Origin of the sequence: Nonomuraea dietziae, from assembly GCF_014195505.1 — a bacterium.
Taxonomy (GTDB): Bacteria; Actinomycetota; Actinomycetes; order Streptosporangiales; family Streptosporangiaceae; genus Nonomuraea; species Nonomuraea roseola.
In genome coordinates, this window is sequence record NZ_JACIBV010000002.1 from 734,560 (window position 1) to 751,567 (window position 17,008).

18 protein-coding genes are annotated in these 17,008 nt (G+C 71.3%); 3 read left to right on the forward strand and 15 right to left on the reverse strand.

Annotation, left to right across the window (positions count from 1 at the left end):
* Window positions 1-14: 14 nt before the first annotated feature.
* Both FHR33_RS46130 and FHR33_RS46135 read right to left on the reverse strand, forming a co-directional pair.
* Complete coding sequence (locus FHR33_RS46130; protein ID WP_183661913.1) at window positions 15-1,235, reverse strand: multidrug effflux MFS transporter; 1,221 nt, start codon at window positions 1,233-1,235, stop codon at window positions 15-17.
* A 95-nt stretch (window positions 1,236-1,330) separates the two neighbouring features.
* On the reverse strand, window positions 1,331-2,107 hold the full coding sequence (locus FHR33_RS46135; RefSeq protein WP_183661915.1) for a VOC family protein: 777 nt from the start codon (window positions 2,105-2,107) through the stop codon (window positions 1,331-1,333).
* A 148-nt stretch (window positions 2,108-2,255) separates the two neighbouring features.
* Here FHR33_RS46135 and FHR33_RS46140 point away from each other — a divergent pair, with 148 nt between their 5' ends.
* From FHR33_RS46140 to FHR33_RS46150, 3 genes are all read left to right on the forward strand, one after another.
* On the forward strand, window positions 2,256-3,164 hold the full coding sequence (locus FHR33_RS46140) for an ABC transporter ATP-binding protein (protein WP_183661917.1): 909 nt from the start codon (window positions 2,256-2,258) through the stop codon (window positions 3,162-3,164).
* Window positions 3,161-3,928, forward strand: coding sequence for an ABC transporter permease (locus FHR33_RS46145; protein ID WP_183661919.1), 768 nt, complete (start codon window positions 3,161-3,163; stop codon window positions 3,926-3,928). Before FHR33_RS46140 ends, FHR33_RS46145 begins: the two co-directional genes overlap by 4 nt.
* 107 nt (window positions 3,929-4,035) lie before the next feature.
* A complete protein-coding gene (locus FHR33_RS46150; protein ID WP_183661921.1) occupies window positions 4,036-4,947 on the forward strand; it encodes an EamA family transporter in 912 nt (303 codons plus the stop codon).
* A 3-nt stretch (window positions 4,948-4,950) separates the two neighbouring features.
* On the opposite strand, the gene FHR33_RS46155 is transcribed toward FHR33_RS46150, so the two are convergent.
* The 13 genes from FHR33_RS46155 to FHR33_RS46215 all read right to left on the reverse strand — a co-directional run bounded on the left by FHR33_RS46155 (window position 4,951) and on the right by FHR33_RS46215 (window position 16,944).
* Window positions 4,951-5,616 carry a GntR family transcriptional regulator gene (locus FHR33_RS46155; protein ID WP_183661923.1) on the reverse strand — a complete coding sequence of 222 codons (666 nt, stop codon included), beginning with the start codon at window positions 5,614-5,616 and terminating at the stop codon, window positions 4,951-4,953.
* A gap of 10 nt (window positions 5,617-5,626) precedes the next feature.
* Window positions 5,627-6,643: an ornithine cyclodeaminase family protein gene (locus FHR33_RS46160; protein ID WP_183661925.1), complete on the reverse strand. Its 1,017-nt coding sequence runs from the start codon at window positions 6,641-6,643 to the stop codon at window positions 5,627-5,629.
* Window positions 6,644-6,731: 88 nt separating this feature from the next.
* On the reverse strand, window positions 6,732-7,694 hold the full coding sequence (locus FHR33_RS46165; RefSeq protein WP_183661927.1) for a proline racemase family protein: 963 nt from the start codon (window positions 7,692-7,694) through the stop codon (window positions 6,732-6,734).
* On the reverse strand, window positions 7,691-8,398 hold the full coding sequence (locus FHR33_RS46170) for an ABC transporter ATP-binding protein (protein ID WP_183661929.1): 708 nt from the start codon (window positions 8,396-8,398) through the stop codon (window positions 7,691-7,693). Before FHR33_RS46170 ends, FHR33_RS46165 begins: the two co-directional genes overlap by 4 nt.
* Entirely contained in the window at window positions 8,391-9,158 is a 768-nt protein-coding gene (locus FHR33_RS46175) for an ABC transporter ATP-binding protein (protein WP_183661931.1), read from the reverse strand. The genes FHR33_RS46170 and FHR33_RS46175 overlap by 8 nt, the downstream gene beginning before the upstream one ends.
* Window positions 9,155-10,135 carry a branched-chain amino acid ABC transporter permease gene (locus FHR33_RS46180; RefSeq protein WP_183661933.1) on the reverse strand — a complete coding sequence of 327 codons (981 nt, stop codon included), beginning with the start codon at window positions 10,133-10,135 and terminating at the stop codon, window positions 9,155-9,157. Before FHR33_RS46180 ends, FHR33_RS46175 begins: the two co-directional genes overlap by 4 nt.
* Entirely contained in the window at window positions 10,132-11,025 is an 894-nt protein-coding gene (locus tag FHR33_RS46185; protein ID WP_183661935.1) for a branched-chain amino acid ABC transporter permease, read from the reverse strand. Before FHR33_RS46185 ends, FHR33_RS46180 begins: the two co-directional genes overlap by 4 nt.
* The gene (locus FHR33_RS46190; RefSeq protein WP_183661937.1) at window positions 11,022-12,164 is read right to left on the reverse strand and encodes a branched-chain amino acid ABC transporter substrate-binding protein; all 1,143 of its coding nucleotides are present in this window, start codon (window positions 12,162-12,164) and stop codon (window positions 11,022-11,024) included. Before FHR33_RS46190 ends, FHR33_RS46185 begins: the two co-directional genes overlap by 4 nt.
* Window positions 12,165-12,347: 183 nt before the next feature.
* Window positions 12,348-13,349 (reverse strand): proline racemase family protein, encoded by a 1,002-nt coding sequence (locus FHR33_RS46195; protein ID WP_183661939.1) that lies wholly within the window; start codon window positions 13,347-13,349, stop codon window positions 12,348-12,350.
* Window positions 13,346-14,239, reverse strand: a complete 894-nt coding sequence (locus FHR33_RS46200) for a dihydrodipicolinate synthase family protein (protein WP_183661940.1) — start codon at window positions 14,237-14,239, stop codon at window positions 13,346-13,348. Before FHR33_RS46200 ends, FHR33_RS46195 begins: the two co-directional genes overlap by 4 nt.
* Complete coding sequence (locus FHR33_RS53055) at window positions 14,223-15,578, reverse strand: FAD/NAD(P)-dependent oxidoreductase (RefSeq protein WP_183661942.1); 1,356 nt, start codon at window positions 15,576-15,578, stop codon at window positions 14,223-14,225. Before FHR33_RS53055 ends, FHR33_RS46200 begins: the two co-directional genes overlap by 17 nt.
* Complete coding sequence (locus tag FHR33_RS51340; RefSeq protein ID WP_183661944.1) at window positions 15,575-15,817, reverse strand: (2Fe-2S)-binding protein; 243 nt, start codon at window positions 15,815-15,817, stop codon at window positions 15,575-15,577. The genes FHR33_RS53055 and FHR33_RS51340 overlap by 4 nt, the downstream gene beginning before the upstream one ends.
* The gene (locus FHR33_RS46215) at window positions 15,814-16,944 is read right to left on the reverse strand and encodes an NAD(P)/FAD-dependent oxidoreductase (protein ID WP_183661946.1); all 1,131 of its coding nucleotides are present in this window, start codon (window positions 16,942-16,944) and stop codon (window positions 15,814-15,816) included. The genes FHR33_RS51340 and FHR33_RS46215 overlap by 4 nt, the downstream gene beginning before the upstream one ends.
* Between the last annotated feature and the right edge of the window lie 64 nt (window positions 16,945-17,008).

Sequence of the window (17,008 nt, forward strand, 5' to 3'; positions counted from 1 at the left end):
CAGGTAAGCCTTACCTAACCTGCGAAAACGCGCCCGCGGCCGAGGAGGACGAAAACCAGGAGCGAGCCGATGATGAGCGCCAGCATGACCACGGCCATCGGCACCGCCGTCCCCGAGCCCGCCAGACCCACGAGAGGGGCGGCCACCGCGCCGAACGCGAACTGCAGCACGCCGAGCAGCGCGGAGGCGCTGCCGGCGATCTGCTGGGGCTGACCGGCCAGCGCCAGCGCGCCGGTTCCCGGCAGCACGAGGCCCGCGCCGCACATGATGACGAACAGCGCGGCCACCACGCCGGCCAGGCCGAGGTCCATGGAGGCGGCCAGCACCAGCAGCGCGCCGCCCGCCAGGCTGACCACCAGGCCGACCAGCACCAGGCGGGCGGGGTGCACCCGGCCCGCGAGCCTGCCGCCGACCTGCGCCATGACGGTCAGTCCGAAGGCGTTGAGGCCGAAGACGAGCGAGAACTGCTGCGGCGTGGCGCCGTACACCTCCTGCAGCACGAAGGGTGAGCCCGAGATGTAGGCGAACATGCCGGCGAAGGCCAGTCCGGCGGCGAGGGAGCAGGCCATGAACGAACGGTCGCGCAGCAGCCGCCAGAACGTGGCGGCGGTCTGCCTGAGCCCGCCGCCCTGCCTGTCCTCGGCCGGCAGCGTCTCCCTCACGCCCGGCAGTACGGCCAGCAGCAGCACCACCCCGGCCAGGCTGAGCGCCACGAAGATGCCGCGCCAGGAGGTGAAGGAGAGCAGCTGGGCGCCCGCGATCGGGGCGAGGATCGGGGCGAGTCCGCTGACCAGCATGAGCGTGGCGAAGATGCGGGCGATGGCGGCGCCGTCGTAGAGGTCGCGCACGACGGCGCGGACGATCACCAGCGCGGCGCCGCCCATGACGCCCTGCGCCAGCCGCAGCACGATCAGCGCGGTCACCGAGGGGGCGAAGGCGCACAGCAGGGAGGCCAACGTGTATCCGGCGACGCCGACGATCAACGGGATCCTGCGCCCGTGGACGTCGCTCAGCGGTCCCGCCAGGACCTGTCCGACGCTGACCCCGATGAGACAGGCCGTGAGCGTGAGCTGGACCTGCGCGGGCGCCGACAGCATCTCGGCGGTGATGGCGGGCAGCGCGGGAAGGTACATGTCGATCGAGAGCGGGCCGATGGCCGACAGCGCTCCCAGGATCAGCAACAGCAGTCCGCGGCGGTTCCCCCTGGCAACAGGTGTGGCTTCTGCCACGGACATGCGTGAACCCCTCTCCCTCGTAGGCCGTGGCCCACGAGGGCCGAGGGATCAAACCTCCATCTGGTCCGCCGAATTCCCAAATTTCGGGTGATTTATCACGCCGTTTCGGTGAGCTGGATCAGGGACAGCGCCGCGCCCTGCGGATCGAGGATCATGCCGAACCTGCCGGGCGGGGAGTCCATCGAGTCGATCAGGACCGTCGCGCCCAGCGACTGCGCCCTGGCCATGGTCGCGTCGAGGTCGGCGACCGCGAAGTAGGTCGCCCAGTGCGAGGGGGTGCCCTCGGGGTAGTTGGGCGACATCTCGATCATCCCGGCGATGCTCTTGTCGTCGGCCAGCCACTCGGTGTAGGTCATGCCGTCCATCTCGGTCGGCTTGGGGGTCCAGCCGAAGACGGTGGTGTAGAAGCGCGCGGCCGCCTGCGGGTCGCGGGTGACCAGCTCGTTCCAGCAGAACGAGCCCGGCTCGTTGACCAGTTCGGCGCCCCGGTGGTTGCCCGCCTGCCAGACGGAGAAGAAGGAGCCGTCGCCGCCCTGGAAGACGGCCATCGTGCCCTCGTCGAAGATCCGCATCGGCTCCACGACCACGCTTCCTCCCGCGTTCTTCACGCGGTCGGCGGTGGCGGCGGCGTCGTCGGTGGCGACGTAGACGTTCCAGACGGGAGGCATCCCCTCCCCCATGATCGGACCGACGCCCGCGACCTTCTTGCCGTTGTGGACGAACTGCCCGTAGCCGCCGGCGGCCGGATCGTCGGCCATCTCGGCTCTCCAGCCGAAGATCTCCCCATAGAAGGTGACCGACGCCTGGACGTCGGGGCTCGACAGGTCGACCCAGCACGGGACGCCCGCCTCGTAACTACTACGTACCGACATGGCACTACCTCCTGTCGCCTCACACACAATCACGCGACGAAGGTCACATCAGTTGACTTGGTGAGCTCTTTGGTGATTTCTCGGCAACGAAAGCGCTCATGGCCGCCTGCCGCGCTGACCGCGTCGGAGGGTCCCTAAACTCGTGGCCATGAGCTCCCCTGCCGTCGAGGTCATCGAACTGGTCAAACGTTACGGCGGCACCACCGCCGTCGACGGGTTGACCCTTGCCGCCGAGCGCGGCGCGGTCACCGCCATCCTCGGCCCCAACGGCGCGGGCAAGACCTCCACCATCGAGATCTGCGAGGGCTTCCGCAGGGCTGACGGGGGCACGGTGCGGGTGCTGGGCGCCGATCCCGGTGACTCCTCGCTGCGGGCGAGGGTGGGCGTGATGCCGCAGGCGGGCGGGGTTCCCCCGGCGATGAGGTGCGCGGAGTGGCTGCGCCTGATGTCGCGCTTCCACGCCCGTCCCCTCGATCCTGCGGCCCTGCTGGCGCGGCTGGGGCTGACCGAGCACGCCCGCACGCCGTACCGGCGGATGTCGGGCGGCCAGCAGCAGCGGCTCTCGCTGGCGGGGGCCGTCATCGGCCGTCCCGAGCTGGTCTTCCTCGACGAGCCGACGGCGGGCCTCGACCCCCAGGCCAGGCGGGCCTGCTGGGAGCTGGTCACCGACCTGCGCGCGGCGGGCGTGGCCGTGGTGCTGACCACCCACTACATGGACGAGGCCGAGCGGCTGGCCGACCACGTCGTCATCATCGACAGGGGCAGGGTCGTGGCCGAGGGCAGCCCCGCCACCCTCACCGGCGCCGAGCGGCAGCTGCGCTTCCGCGCCAGACCCGGCCTCGCCCTGGAGGAGCTGCTCAGCGCGCTGCCCGCGGGCTCGGCCGCCAAGGAGTCGCCGGCGGGCCACTACATCATCGAGGGCCACGTGGGGCCCGAGCTGCTGGCCACCGTGACCGCCTGGTGCGCCTCCGAGGGCGTCACCGCCGACGACCTGTCCATCGAGCGCCGCACGCTGGAGGACGTCTTCCTCGAACTGACCGGCAGGGAGCTGCGATGACCACCCTCGACCTGACCCCGGCCCCGAAGGCCGCGCCGTTCCCCCGCATGGTGCTGGCGCAGGCGGGGGCCGAGGCGCGGGCGATCCTGCGCAACGGCGAGCAGCTGATGCTCACGCTGATCATCCCGGTGCTGCTGCTGGTCGGCTTCTCGCTGGCGCCGCTGGTCGACGTCGGCGAGGGCCCGAGGGTGGACTTCCTCGCTCCCGGCGTGCTGGCGCTGGCGGTCATGTCGACCGCCTTCACCGGGCAGGCGATCGCCACGGGCTTCGAGCGGCGCTACGGCGTGCTGAAGCGCCTGGGCGCCACCCCTCTGTCCAGGACGGGGCTGCTGCTGGCCAAGACCCTCGCCGTCATCGGGGTGGAGCTGCTGCAGGCCGTGGTGATCGTGGCGGTGGCGCTGGCGCTGGACTGGCAGCCGCGCGGCTCCATGGCCGCCGCCGTCCTGCTGGTGCTGCTCGGCACCGCCGCCTTCAGCGGGCTCGGGCTGCTGATGGCGGGCGTGCTGCGCGCGGAGGCGACTCTGGCCGCGGCCAACCTGGTCTACCTGGTGCTGCTGGGGTGCGGAGGGGTGATCTTCCCCCTGACGGTCTTCCCCGACGGCGTGGAGCCGGCGCTCGCCCTGCTGCCGATCTCGGCGCTGACCGGTGGGCTGAGAGCGGTGCTGGCCGACGGCGCGGCGCTGCCGCTGGGCGCGGTGGCGGTGCTGGTGGCGTGGGCGGCGCTCACGCTGGGCCTCGCCTCGCGCACCTTCCGCTGGGAGTAGCTCCTCCCTCGGATGGGAGTGCTGGGACGGGGCCACCTCGCGGGAGCGCTGTCGGAGCGTCCGAGTAAGCTCGGCACCTTCCGTACCACTTCCTCCCGAGGAGTCCCGTGACCGCCTTCGCCCTCGACGGGCCAGCAGATCGTCTCAAGGCGGCGCTGCCCCGTACGGGCGGCCTGCTGCGCAGCGCCGCCGACTCCGTGCCTCCTTCGGGCCTGGTGCTGCTCGCGATCTTCTCGGTGCAGCTGGGCGCGGGGTTCGCCAAGGAGCTGTTCACGGTGTTGCCGCCGTCGGCCGTGGTGTTCCTGCGGATCGCGGCGAGCGCGCTGATCCTCGGCGCGGTGTCGCGGCCCAAGCTCAGGGGGCTGGCCTGGCGTGACTGGGCCGTCGGGCTCGGCTTCGGCCTCATCCTCGCCGTCATGAACCTGTCCTTCTACGAGGCGCTGGCCAGGTTGCCCATCGGCATCGCGGTGGCGATCGAGTTCCTCGGGCCACTCGGGGTGGCGATCGCGGCCTCCCGCCGCAGGGTCGACCTGCTGTGGGTGGCCCTCGCGGGCGCGGGCATCGCGCTCATCGCGCCGTGGAGCGAGTCGGCGGCGGTGAGCTGGCTCGGCATCGGGTTCGCGCTGGTGGCCGGGGCCTGCTGGGCGGGCTACATCCTGCTGTCGGCCGCCGCGGGGCAGCGCTTCCCCGGCACGACGGGGCTGTCGTTCGCGATGATGGTGTCGGTGGTGGTCGTCGCGCCCGTGGGCATCACCACAGGCGGCACCGACCTGCTGCAACCCTGGGTGATCCTGATCGGGCTCGGTGTGGGGCTGCTGTCGTCGGTGATCCCCTACTCGCTGGAGCTGCAGGCGCTGCGCCGGATGCCCAAGCACGTGTTCGGCATCCTGATGAGCCTGGAGCCCGCGGTGGCCGCGCTGATCGGACTGGTGCTGCTCGGCGAGTTCCTGCACGTCCAGCAGTGGGCGGCCATCATCTGCATCGTCGCGGCCAGCCTGGGCGCGACGCGCTCCTCCTAGCCGCTACTCGGCCCAGATGTCGCGCACGTGGTGGATGTGCTCGCCCATGATGCGCTCGGCCGCGCTCCTGTCGCCCGCCTTGAGCGCGTCGAGCAGTTCGAGATGCTCGCGCGCCGAGTCGGTCAGGGTGCCGCGCTCCGACAGCTGCGACAGGCCGTACAGCCTCGCTCTGTTGCGCAGGTCGCGCACCACGTCCACCAGGTGGGCGTTGCCCGACAACGCCAGCAGCTCGACGTGGAAGCGCAGGTCGGCGTCGACGTAGGCGAGCAGGTCGGCGCGCTCCGCGGCGTCGACGATCTCCTGGGCGACGGGCCTCAGGAGCTCGAACTCCTGCGCGCGTGAGGAGTCGGCGAGCCTGGCGATGGTCGGCACCTCGATCAGCTGGCGGATCTCGGTCAGCTCGTCGAGGTCGCGGTCGGACAGCTCGGTGACTCTGAACCCCTTGTTGCGCACCGCCTCGACCAGGCCCTCCTTGGCCAGGTCGAGCATGGCCTCGCGGACAGGGGTGGCCGAGACGCCGAACTGGGCGGCCAGCACGGGGGCCGAGTAGACCACGCCGGGCCGCATCTCGCCCGTGACGAGCGCGGCGCGCAGTGCGTGTGCGACCTGCTCGCGCAGGCTCTGCCGTTCGCCCACGACCGGAAGGTCGAGCCGATCGTCCGCAGCCATCCCGGCTTCCCTACTTTCGTCCGTCTACGGTGCCGGGCCCGCTCACGGGGCCCTCCTGTCGGGTCCACGCCTCGTAGGCGGCCGCCGCCACCACGAGGTCCTCCCACGCCATGCCGACACTCTTGAAGACCCGCGGCCCCTCACCGAGGGTGACGCGGCCGGTGACCAGGTCGGCCAGGTTGCCGGCGAGATGACCACTGGTGATCGTACCGCCGCGCAGGGGAATGACCACATCCCCCGCCTCGGACAATGCCGTCCCGCGGGCCTCCACGACGACGGTGGCGCGGGTGACGAGATCGTCATCGATCTCCCTGGCGTCGGGCTCGTGCGATCCGACGGCGACGACGGTGGCGCTGTCGCGGGTGAGCCTACCGGGGAAGAGGGGGGTTCTGGAGGTGGTACAGCAGGCGATCAGGTCCGCTTTCCCGACGGCCGAGGCGACCAGGTCGCCGAGGCCACGGGAGGCGGCACCGGTGGACGCCGGCTCAGGGTGCAGCGCCTCGGCCGCCAGGCCCAGCGCGCGGCAGCGGTCCGCGAAGGCGGCGGTCCTGCCGGGGTCGCGCCCCACCACGGTGACCCGCTCCAGCGGGCGGACCTCGCGCAGGGCCAGCACGTGCCCCCATGCCTGCGGTCCCGTGCCGAACACCAGCAGCCGCGAGGCGGCCGGGAGCGCGAGGTGCCTGACGGCCAGGGCGGACAGCGCGGGAGTGCGCAGCGAGGTGAGGGCCAGGCCGTCCATGACGGCGAGCGGGGCCAGGCTGTCGCCGTCGAACAGCAGGTAGGCGCCCTGGATGCGGGGCAGCCCCCGAGCCGGGTTGCCAGGGGCGACGCTGACCACCTTGACGCCCGCGTAACGTCCGGCGGCCGCGGGCATGAGCAGGAACTCGCCCCGCCCCGCGGGCGCGGCCGTGCGCGCCTGGGCCTGCTCGGGGTCGAAGCCCGAGGCCAGCGTCTCCTCCAGGACCGCGACGGCGCGTGACACGGGCACCAGCCCTTCCAGGCCCCCGATGTACGGCAGGCCGCTCACGACGCGGTCCGCTCGACGGCCGGCAGGAGGGGGCCGGTCGGGACCAGAGGCGCGGATCCGGCCCCGACCGACATGCTCGCGAGGCGGCTCATCGCAGCGTGAACCCCGTCCCGATCGGATCGTGTGGATCGAGTTCGAAGCTGTGGCGCCCCGTACGGTAGGCCATGCCCTCGATCTCGGGAATCACGCCTTCCGCCGTGGTCTCGGCGACCCAGGCCTTGAACGAGGAGCCCACGATGCTGTCGTGGGTGAGCGTGAACCCCTCGGGCAACTCGTCGGCCAGCAGCGCCAGCCGCGCGGCCGTCCCCGAGCCGCACGGCGACCTGTCCACCTCGCCGTCGGCGAAGACGGTCACGTTGCGCTGGTGGGCGGGCCCGAGCACGTCGTAGAAGATCACTCCGTAGATCCCCGACAGGCGCTCGTCGGTGGGATGCCGCGCGGCCGGATGTCCCGCCAGCTCCGCCTTGATCCGCCGTCCGTGCTCGATCAGCGCGGTGAGGTGCTCGGGCCGTACCGACAGTCCGAGGGAGGCGGCGGGCAGCGAGGCGTAGATGGCCCCGCCGTACGACACGTCGACCTGGCTCCCGCCCGCGGGCACCGAGCGGGCGAGCACGTAGGAGGGGACGTTCCTGAAGGTGACCGAGGTGATCCGGCCGCCCTTCATGAGCACCCTCGCGGTCACCCTGCCGGAGGGGACGTCGATCACCACGTCCGTGACGCCGTCGGGGTCGGCCTCGACCAGCCCCTCGCGCACGGCGTGGACGCCGAGCGCGATCGTGCCGTGCCCGCAGGCGGTGGAGTAGCCGTCCTTGTGCCAGAACAGCACGCCCAGGTCGGCACTCTCGTCGTCGGGAGGGACGAGGAAGCAGCCGTACATGTCGGCGTGCCCGCGCGGCTCGTGGCACAGCAGCCGCCGCACGCGGTCGACCTCCTCGCTGCCCGCGGCCGTGCTCCTGCGCTCCAGGACGGAGGCGCCCCCGATCTCGGGCGCCCCGCCGACCACGACCCTGAACGGCTCTCCGCCGGTGTGGTAGTCGATCGTCTGGATCATGACCCTCCCAGGTAGGCCTCGACGACCCGGGGGTCGGAGCGGAGTTCCTCGCCCGTCCCCGACAGGGTGCCGACCCCGTTCTCCAGGACGTATCCCCTGTGGGCGATCTTCAGCGCCGCCGAGGCGTTCTGCTCGACAAGCAGCACCGCGGTGCCCGAGGCGTTGATGTCCGCGATGAGCTCCATGACCTGGGCGACGACGAGCGGCGCCAGGCCCATGGAGGGCTCGTCGAGCAGCAGCAGGCGGGGGCCCGTGACCATCGCGCGGCCGATGGCGAGCATCTGCTGCTCGCCGCCCGACAGCGTGCCGCCCTGCTGGGCGCGGCGCTCGGCCAGGCGGGGCAGCAGGCCGTAGACGTGGTCGATGCGGCGCTTGATCTCCGCCTGGTCGCGCACGAGGTAGCCGCCGAGCAGCAGGTTGTCGTGCACGCTCAGGGTGCTGAAGATCCGGCGGCCCTCGGGGCAGTGGACGAGCCCGCGGCTGGTGATCTTGTGCGCGGCCAGGCCGGTGATGTCCTCGCCCTCGAAGAGGACCTTGCCGCCGCTGGGCCGCACCAGGCCCGAGGTCGCCGACATGGTGGTGGTCTTGCCCGCGCCGTTGTTGCCGAGCAGGGCGACGATCTCGCCCTGGCCGACGGTCAGCGACAGGCCGCGCAGCGCGTGCACGCCGTCGTAGTGGACGTCGAGGCCGCTGATCTCAAGCATGGGCGTCGCTCCCCAGGTAGGCCTCGATGACGGCGGGGTCGCGGCGCACCTCTTCTGGGCGGCCGTCGGCGATCTCCTTGCCGAAGTTGAGCACCACGATGCGTTCGGAGACCTGCATGACCAGGCCCATGTCGTGCTCGATCAGCACGATCGCGATGCCGAGGTCGCGGATGCGCCTGATCAGGTCGAGCATCTCGGCCTTCTCGGTGTGGTTGAGTCCCGCGGCGGGCTCGTCGAGCAGCAGCAGGCGCGGCTTGCGGGCCAGCGCGCGGGCGATCTCGACGCGGCGCTGCTCGCCGTAGGGCAGGTTGCGTGCCGCCGAGTAGCGGTCGCCCCGCAGGCCGACGAAGTCGAGCCAGTGGTTGGCCTCGTCGGTGCACTCGCGCTCGGACCTGCGGTAGCGCGGGGTGTGCAGCAACGCGTCGAAGACGCTCTGCTTCAGCCACAGGTGGCTGCCCGCGCGGACGTTGTCGAGCACCGACAGCTCGCCGAACAGCCGCAGGTTCTGGAAGGTACGGCTGATGCCGACCCCCGCCACGGCCGAGGGCCGCATGCCCAGCAGTGAGGTGCCTTCGAAGGTGATCGTGCCACCCGTGGGCTTGTAGAAGCCGGTGACGCAGTTGAAGGCGGAGGTCTTGCCCGCGCCGTTCGGGCCGATGACCGAGACGATCTCGGCCTCGTTCACCGAGAAGCTGAGCCCGTCGATGGCCACCAGGCCGCCGAAGGTCAGGCGCAGCTCGCTCACCTGGAGGAGTGTCACTTGAGGGCCTCCTTCGAACGGGCGGGCCACAGACCCTGCGGCCGGACGATCATCACGATGATCAGGAGTACACCGAAGATGAAGAACCGGTAGTCGGCGGCGTCACGCAGCAGTTCGGGCAGCAGGCTGATGATGATGGCGCCGAGCACGACGCCGGGCACCGAGCCCATTCCGCCGAGCACCACGGCCATCAGGACCGTCGCCGAGTACAGGAAGGTGAAGCTGTTGGGCGAGATGGCCGATACCTGGCCGGCGAAGAGGACGCCCGCCAGCCCGCCCCACACCGCGCCCGCGATGTAGGCGGCCAGCTTGACCCGGTAGGTGTGCACGCCGGTCGCCTCGGCGGCGTCCTCGTCCTCGCGCACGAACCGCATGGCCCGGCCGAGCCGTGACCTGCCCAGGCGGGAGGCGCCGATCACGGCGATCGCGACGATCACCACCGTGACGAAGTACAGGCTCACCGGGCTGTCGGTCAGACCGGGGATGCCGTAGATACCAGAGGGGCCGCCCGTGACGGGCAGGTTGTTGGCGGTGATGCGGATGATCTCGCCGAAGCCCAGCGTGACGATGGCCAGGTAGTCGCTGCGCAGCCGCAGTGTCGGCGCGCCGATGATGACGCCCGCGATGACCGTGACCACGATGACGGCGGGTACGGTGGCGACCAGCGGCAGGTCGAATCGGGTCGCCAGGATGCCGCTGGTGTAGGCGCCCACTGCGAAGAAGGCGGCGTACCCCAGGTCGAGCAGGCCGGTGAAGCCGACCACGATGTTCAGGCCCGAGGCCAGCATCACGAAGACGGCCGCCGTGGTCATGATGGACATCGTGTAGTTGCTGGCGTTGACGAAAGGCACGAGCAGCGCGATCAGCAGGCCCACCAGGCCGACCCAGCGGTTGTCGAACAGCTTGGACAGCCTGGTCTGCGGGCGCTGGGCGCCGATCTTGCGAGGGGCCTCGGGGGCTTTGGTCGTCTCGTTCACACCCGCTCCGTCACACGCTCGCCGAGCAGACCCGTCGGTCTCACGGTCAGGAACAGGATCAGCACGCCGAAGGCGAACACGTCCCGCCACTCGCCGCCCAGCCAGTAGGTGCCGAACGACTCCAGCAGGCCCAGCACGAGGCCGCCCAGCATGGTGCCGGGGATGTTGCCGATGCCGCCGATGACGGCCGCGGTGAAGGCCTTCAGCCCGATGAGGAAGCCCATCAGGAAGTCGATCTTCCCGTAGTAGGCGCCGGCCATCACGCCGGCCGCGCCCGCGAGCGCCGAGCCGAGGAAGAAGGTCCTGGAGATCACCGCGTTGACGTCGATGCCCATGAGCGCGCTGGTGCGCGGGTCGAGCGCGATCGCCCGCATGGCCCTGCCCTCACGGGTCCTGGTGACCAGGAGGTTGAGGCCGACCATGAGGACGAGGGCCACCCCGATCAGCGCGAGCTGCTGGAGGGTGAGCCTGGCGCCGAACACCTCGATGGAGGTGCCGCTGAGCCGTACGGGATAGACCCTGGGGTCGGGGCCCGTGGCGGCGCGCATGCCGTACTCGATGGCGAAGGAGGCGCCGACGGCGGTGATCAGCAGTGACAGGCGGGGCGCGCCGCGCAGCGGGCGGTAGGCCACCCGCTCGAGCACCACGCCCGCCAGCCCCGTGCTGACCATGGTCAGCAGCAGGACCGCCATCAGCACGGGCAGCGTCATCGCCGCGGAGACCCCGCCCAGCGCGGACAGGACGGCGAAGCCGCTGAACGCGCCGAGCATGTAGAGGTCGCCGTGGGCGAAGTTGAGCAGCTTGATGATGCCGTAGACCATGCTGTAGCCGAGCGCCACGAGGGCGTAGAACGACCCGACGAACAGGCCGTTCCAGACGAGCTGTGTCATGACAGGGCATCCTGCAGGGCGAACTTGTCGCCCTTCCACACCAGGATCTGGAAGCCGCCCGCCGACAGCGTGTGCTCGGGGGTGAACTTCAGCGGACCGGAGAACATCGCGAACCCGTCGATCCCCTCGAGCGCGGAGATGACCTTGGCGCCGTCGGTGGAGCCCGCCTTGGTGATCGCCTCCGCGGCCAGCCGCACGGCGTCGTAGGCCTGGTTGGAGTAGGGCCCGGGGGCGGAGCCGAACTTCTTGGTGTAGGAGTCGATCCAGCCCTTGGCGTCGGGCAGGGTGTCGGGGATCGGGGTCATGGTGGCGAAGACCCCCTCGGCCTCGTCGCCGGCGATCTCACCGAGCTTGGGAGAGACCGAGCCGTCGGCGACCATGATCGCGCCCTTGTACCCGGCCTGGCGCAGCTGCCTGATGATCAGGCCGCCCTCCTGGAAGTAGCCCGTCCAGTAGACGAAGTCGGCCTTCTTGTCCAGGACGTTGGCGATGTTGGCGCTGTAGTCGCTCTCCTTGGGCGTGACGGCCTCGGTGATGACCACCTTGTCGCCCAGCAGCGGCTGGGTGCGGACCGCGATGTCCTTGGAGTAGCTGGTGTTGTCGTGCATGAGCGCGACCTTGGTGGCGCCCTGCTTGGTGATCCACTTGGTGGCCGACTCCGCCTGCTGGGTGCCGGTGCCGTTGATCAGGAAGACGTGCTTCAGCTTCTGGTCGACCAGCTCCTGCGAGTTGGCCGCCGGGATGATCATGGGTATGTTCGCCTTGCCGAACACCGGCAGCGTGGGCAGCGTGGCACCCGAGCAGTAGCCGCCGATGGAGACGTGGACACCCTCGGTGACCACCTTGTTGGCCGCGGCCACGGCCGTCTGCGCGTCACAGGCGTCGTCGGCGGCCTTGAGCTCGAGCTGGCGGCCGAGGACGCCGCCCTTGGCGTTGATCTCCTCCACCGCGAGCTGCGCGGCGTTGGTCATGTACGGGCCGATGGCGGCCTCGCTGCCGGACTGGGGGACCAGCATGCCGAGACGGATGGGGGCCTTGTCGTCCTGCTGGGCGGCTCCACCGTCGCCGAGCAGACCCTGACCGCATCCCGCCAGCAGCATGGCGGCCGCCACCAGGGAGGCGACTTGCGTTGAGCGCATGTGACTCTCCTCACGTGAGTGATGTGTGACATCACACCGATGTGCCGGTGGCCGGTCAAGCTCCGATATCAGACCGTTAGGGTCCTAACACGTACCTGAAGCGTCAAGGGAGGTCCCGGTTGCAACCGTGACCTCCCCGATATTTCGGACAGCCCGAAACGACCACCGTGCGGTGGTGATCCGTCAGAGGACGAAGCCCTCGGGGAACGGGTCCTGTGGGTCGAGGAAGTACTGCGCGGTCCCGGTGATCCACGCCCTTCCCGTGATCGTGGGCACGACCGCCGTACGGCCGCCCACGCTGGTCTCCTCCACCAGGCGGCCCACGAACCTGGTCCCGATGAAGGACTCGTTGACGAAGTCCGCGCCCAGCGCCAGCTCTCCCCTGGCGTGCAGCTGGGCCATGCGGGCGCTGGTCCCCGTCCCGCACGGGGAGCGGTCGAACCAGCCGGGGTAGATCGCCATCGCGTGCCTGGAGTGCCCGGCGGTCGAGCCGGGCGCGGTGAAGTACACGTGGTGGCAGCCGCGGATCCGCTCGTCCTCGGGATGGACGGGCTCGTCGGTGGCGTTGACGGCGGCCATGGTGGCCAGCCCCGCGGCGAGGATCTCGTTCTTGGCCGCCCTGTCGAAGGGCAGCTTGTAGTCGTCGAGGTCGACGATGGCGTAGAAGTTGCCGCCGTAGGCCAGGTCGTAGCGGATCCGGCCGAACCCCGGCACCTCCACCACCGCGTCCAGCCTGTCGCTGTAGGCGGGCACGTTGCGCAGCGTCACCGACTGCGCCACGCCGTCCTTGACCGCCACGTCCACCACGACCAGCCCCGCCGGCACCTCGAGACGGACGGTGGTCACCGGCTCGACGACCTCGACCATCCCGGTCTCCACCAGGACGGTGGCCACCCCGATCGTGCCGTGACCGCACATCGGCAGGTAACCGGAGACCTCGATGAACAGCACGCCCCAGTCGGCGTCGGGGCGGGTGGGCGGCTGCAGGATGACCCCGCTCATGGCCGCGTGCCCGCGCGGCTCGTTCATCAGCAGCTGCTTGATGTGGTCGAAGTGCTCGCGGAAGTAGATCCGCCGCTCGGCCATGCTGTTGCCGGGGATGACGCCGACGCCGCCGGTGATGACCCTGGTGGGCATGCCCTCGGTATGGGAGTCGACGGCGTGGAAGACGCGGCTGGTCCTCATCTGAGACCCTCCGCCAGCACCTTCTCCGTCGCGGCCCGCACCGCCGTCGCGTGCTCGTCGGTCAGGGGGAGCCTCGGCGGCCTGCACGGCCCGCCGTACCTGCCCGCCAGGTCCATGGACAGCTTGATGGCCTGGACGAACTCGGTCCTGGCGTCCCAGCGCAGCAGCGGGTGCAGCGCGCGGTACAGCGGCAGCGCGCTCTCCAGGTCGTGCGCCATGGCGGCGTGGTAGAGGGCCACGGTCGAGGCGGGCAGGGAGTTGGGGAACCCCGCGACCCACCCCTTGGCCCCCGCCAGCGCCAGTTCGAGGACCACGTCGTCGGTGCCGATGAGCACGTCGAGCCCGGGGGCGAGCTCGGCGATCTCGTAGGCCCTTCGCACGTCGCCGGTGAACTCCTTCACCGCGACGATCAAACCCTCGTCGAACAGCCTGGCCAGCAGCGAGGGGGTCAGGTCGACCTTGGTGTCATAGGGGTTGTTGTAGGCCACGATCGGCAGGCCGGCCTTGGCCACCTCCCTGTAGTGGTCGATCACGGTCCTCTCGTCGGCCCTGTAGGAGTTGGGCGGCAGCAGCATGACGGACGCGCAGCCGGCGTCGCGGGCCTGCTCGGCCCAGCGGCGCGACTCGGCGGAGCCGTACGCGCCGACGCCCGCCATCACGTTGCGCCCGCCCACGGCCGCCACCGCCGTCTCGACGACCTTGGCCCGCTCCTCCTGGCTGAGCGTCTGGTACTCACCGAGCGAGCCGTTCACGGCCACGCCGTCACAGCCCTGTTCGACCAGCCATCGGCAGTGCTCGGCGAAGGCCTCGAAATCGGCCGACAGGTCCTCGCGCAGGGGAAGGGCCGTAGCGACCATGATTCCCTGCCACGGCTCAATGCGGTTGCTCATCTTCGATCCTCTCAAGACAGCCGAGGGTGATCGGCTGGGCTATGGGGCGCCGGGGGGCTTGGGGGCGCTCGCCGGCCAGGCAGGACACCGCGTAACCGCAGATCCTGCCCTGGCACCAGCCCATTCCTGGGCGGGCGAGCAGTTTGATCGAGCGCGCGTCGGTGGCGCCCAGGTCCATGGCTTCACGGATCCTGCTCACCGGCACCTCCTCGCAGCGGCAGACAAGGGTGTCGTCGTGCAGCCAGTCCTGCCAGCCCGGCTGGACGGGGTAGGCCTCCTGCAGCGCTCGGGCGAAGGCGCGCAGGCGCTCTCCCCTCCTGCGCAGGACACCGGGAACGGGGTCGCCGCCCTCGCCCGAGGCGAGGTCGTGGGCGATAGTCAGGCCCGCGGTCCTGCCCTCGAGCTCGGCCAGCTCCGCGCCGCCGACGCCGGTGGGCTCGCCCGCGGCGTAGACCGAGGCCACGCTGGTGCGCTGCCCCTCGTCCACGTCCACGACGGGGCTGCCGTCGGCCGAGTGCGTGGTGGCGCAGCCCAGCTGGACGGCCAGGTCGATCTGCGGGACGAATCCGTAGCCGACCGCGACGGCGTCGCACTCCACCGTGCGCGACGACAGCACCCTCCACTCGGCGTCGAGGCGGGCGACGGTCACATGGGTGACGCGCGAGGAGCCGTGGGCCGCCACGACCGCGTGGCGCGTCCTGTACGGCACGCGGTGCCCGGCCAGCGCGGCGCCGTAGCCCAGCGCCTCACCGGCCTTGCCCGCGGCCAGCAGGGGGTGGCGGGCCAGGCCGAGCGGGCCGTTGGCCTCGAAGACCCCCGCCACCGAGACCCCGGCCTTCGCCAGCCCCGCGGCGACGGGCAGCAGGAAGGGGCCCGTGCCCGAGACGACGACCCGCCGCCCGGCCGGCACGCCCTCGCCCTTGAGCAGGGCCTGCGCGCCGCCCGCCGTGAGCACGCCGGGCAGGTCCCATCCAGGGAAGGGCAGCGGCCTGTCGTGCGCGCCGGTGGCGATCAGCAGCGATCGGCAGGCGAGGGTGAAGGGGCGCTCCTCCTGTCCGGCCATGACGTGGACGGTGACGGAGTCCTCGCCCTGCTCCACGGCCCAGACCTTGTGGTCGAGCAGGAGCTCGGCCCTGGTCCTGAGGGCGCGGCACTGCCGGACGAAGCGGTCGGCGCCGCGCCCCGACGGCAGGCTGCCCGCGCGGTGCCTGAAGTACTGTCCGCCCAGGCGAGGGCCCGCGTCGACGAGGGCCACGCGCAGCCCCGCCTGGGCGGCGCTCAGCGCGCCCGCCACCCCCGCGGGGCCGCCGCCGACGACGACGAGGTCGTAGCCGGTCACGAGGTGGTCACCTCGTCTCCGGGGCTGGCCGGCACCAGGCACGCGCGCTGGGACTCACGGCCGTTGACGGTGACCAGGCAGTCGAAGCAGACGCCGATGCCGCAGAACAGGCCGCGTGGCCTTCCCTCGCGCCTGGTCGAGCGCCACGAGGTGATGCCCGCCGCGTGCAGGGCCGCGCCCACGCTCTGCCCCTGCACGACGGGCACCGGCCTGCCGTCCACGGTGATCTCGAAACTCACGCGAACCTCCCTGGGCTGAAGGGGGCCAGGTCGAGGGCGGTGCGCTCCCCCGACAGCAGCTGGGCCAGCAGGTGGCCGGTGGCGGGCGCCAGGCCGATGCCCGCGCCCTCGTGCCCGCAGGCGTGCAGCAGTCCGGGGGCGCGCGGGTCGGGACCGATCACCGGCAGATGGTCGGGGCAGTACGGCCTGAAGCCGCAGTAGGACCTGATCACGCGCCTGTTCCTCAGCACGGGGAACAGCGCGGTGGCCTGCGCGGCCAGCCTGCGCAGCACCGGGATCGAGGTCGTCCTGTCGAAGCCGACCCGCTCCCTGCTGGCGCCGATGAGCACGCTGCCCGCCGGGGTGCCCTCGACGACCGCCGAGGTCTCCAGGTCGGCCGAGTCGCTCGCCACGTTCGTCACGTAGGCGGCGGTGTAGACCTTGTGCCTGATCAGCGGCTCCCTGAGCGGCTCGGTGACCAGGATGAAGCCGCGTCTCGGCAGGATCGGCAGCTCGACGCCCGCCAGGGCGGCGACCTGCCCGCCCCAGGTGCCCGCCGCGTTGACCACGGCGTCGGCGAGGATGTCGCCATGGTCGGTGCGCACCCCCGTCACCCGCTCGCCGCTGCGGACGAAGCCGGTGACCGTGACGCCGGTCCGCAGGCGCAGCGCGCCGTGGCCGAAGCTGTCGGCGCCGTGCCTGAGGAGCCTCGCGGCCGCGAGCATGGGCTGCACCTGGGCGTCCTGCGGGTAGAAGACGCCGCCCGCGAGGCCGTCGGCCAAGTGGGGCTCGTAGCCGTGCAGCTCGGTGTCGGGGACGACCGTGTGCTCCACGCCCTGCTTGCCCGCCAGCTCCACCAGCTGCCGCTGGACCTCTCCTGTCTCGGCGACGACCAGGCCGCCCTTGGGCTCGTACTCGAACCCGCCGTGCTCGGCCAGCTCGCGCCAGAGGCGGTTGGACAGCAGCGCCAGGTCGAGCTCGGGCCCCGGTTCCTTGTCGGACACCAGGACGTTGCCCTCGCCCGCGCCCGTGGTCCCGCCCGCCACGGGGCCGCGGTCGAGCACCGTCACGTCCAGGCCCGCGGCCGCCGCGTAGTAGGCGCATGCCGCGCCTACGACGCCTGCGCCGATGACGATCACGTCGGACATCGCGTCTCCTCCACCTCCTCGCAGTAATATGTCACATACCGTCGCTCGTGTGAAACCCCCTGCC

What these genes read in the sequence shown, in the direction of transcription:
- FHR33_RS46170 (WP_183661929.1), bottom strand. Translation starts at nt 8,398, where the DNA reads ATGCTTGAGATCAGCGGCCTCGACGTCCACTACGACGGCGTGCACGCG.
- FHR33_RS46190 (WP_183661937.1), bottom strand. Translation starts at nt 12,164, where the DNA reads ATGCGCTCAACGCAAGTCGCCTCCCTGGTGGCGGCCGCCATGCTGCTG.
- FHR33_RS46135 (WP_183661915.1), bottom strand. Translation starts at nt 2,107, where the DNA reads ATGTCGGTACGTAGTAGTTACGAGGCGGGCGTCCCGTGCTGGGTCGAC.
- FHR33_RS46195 (WP_183661939.1), bottom strand. Translation starts at nt 13,349, where the DNA reads ATGAGGACCAGCCGCGTCTTCCACGCCGTCGACTCCCATACCGAGGGC.
- FHR33_RS46155 (WP_183661923.1), bottom strand. Translation starts at nt 5,616, where the DNA reads ATGGCTGCGGACGATCGGCTCGACCTTCCGGTCGTGGGCGAACGGCAG.
- FHR33_RS46130 (WP_183661913.1), bottom strand. Translation starts at nt 1,235, where the DNA reads ATGTCCGTGGCAGAAGCCACACCTGTTGCCAGGGGGAACCGCCGCGGA.
- FHR33_RS46185 (WP_183661935.1), bottom strand. Translation starts at nt 11,025, where the DNA reads ATGACACAGCTCGTCTGGAACGGCCTGTTCGTCGGGTCGTTCTACGCC.
- FHR33_RS46215 (WP_183661946.1), bottom strand. Translation starts at nt 16,944, where the DNA reads ATGTCCGACGTGATCGTCATCGGCGCAGGCGTCGTAGGCGCGGCATGC.
- FHR33_RS46200 (WP_183661940.1), bottom strand. Translation starts at nt 14,239, where the DNA reads ATGAGCAACCGCATTGAGCCGTGGCAGGGAATCATGGTCGCTACGGCC.
- FHR33_RS46145 (WP_183661919.1), top strand. Translation starts at nt 3,161, where the DNA reads ATGACCACCCTCGACCTGACCCCGGCCCCGAAGGCCGCGCCGTTCCCC.
- FHR33_RS46165 (WP_183661927.1), bottom strand. Translation starts at nt 7,694, where the DNA reads ATGATCCAGACGATCGACTACCACACCGGCGGAGAGCCGTTCAGGGTC.
- FHR33_RS46140 (WP_183661917.1), top strand. Translation starts at nt 2,256, where the DNA reads ATGAGCTCCCCTGCCGTCGAGGTCATCGAACTGGTCAAACGTTACGGC.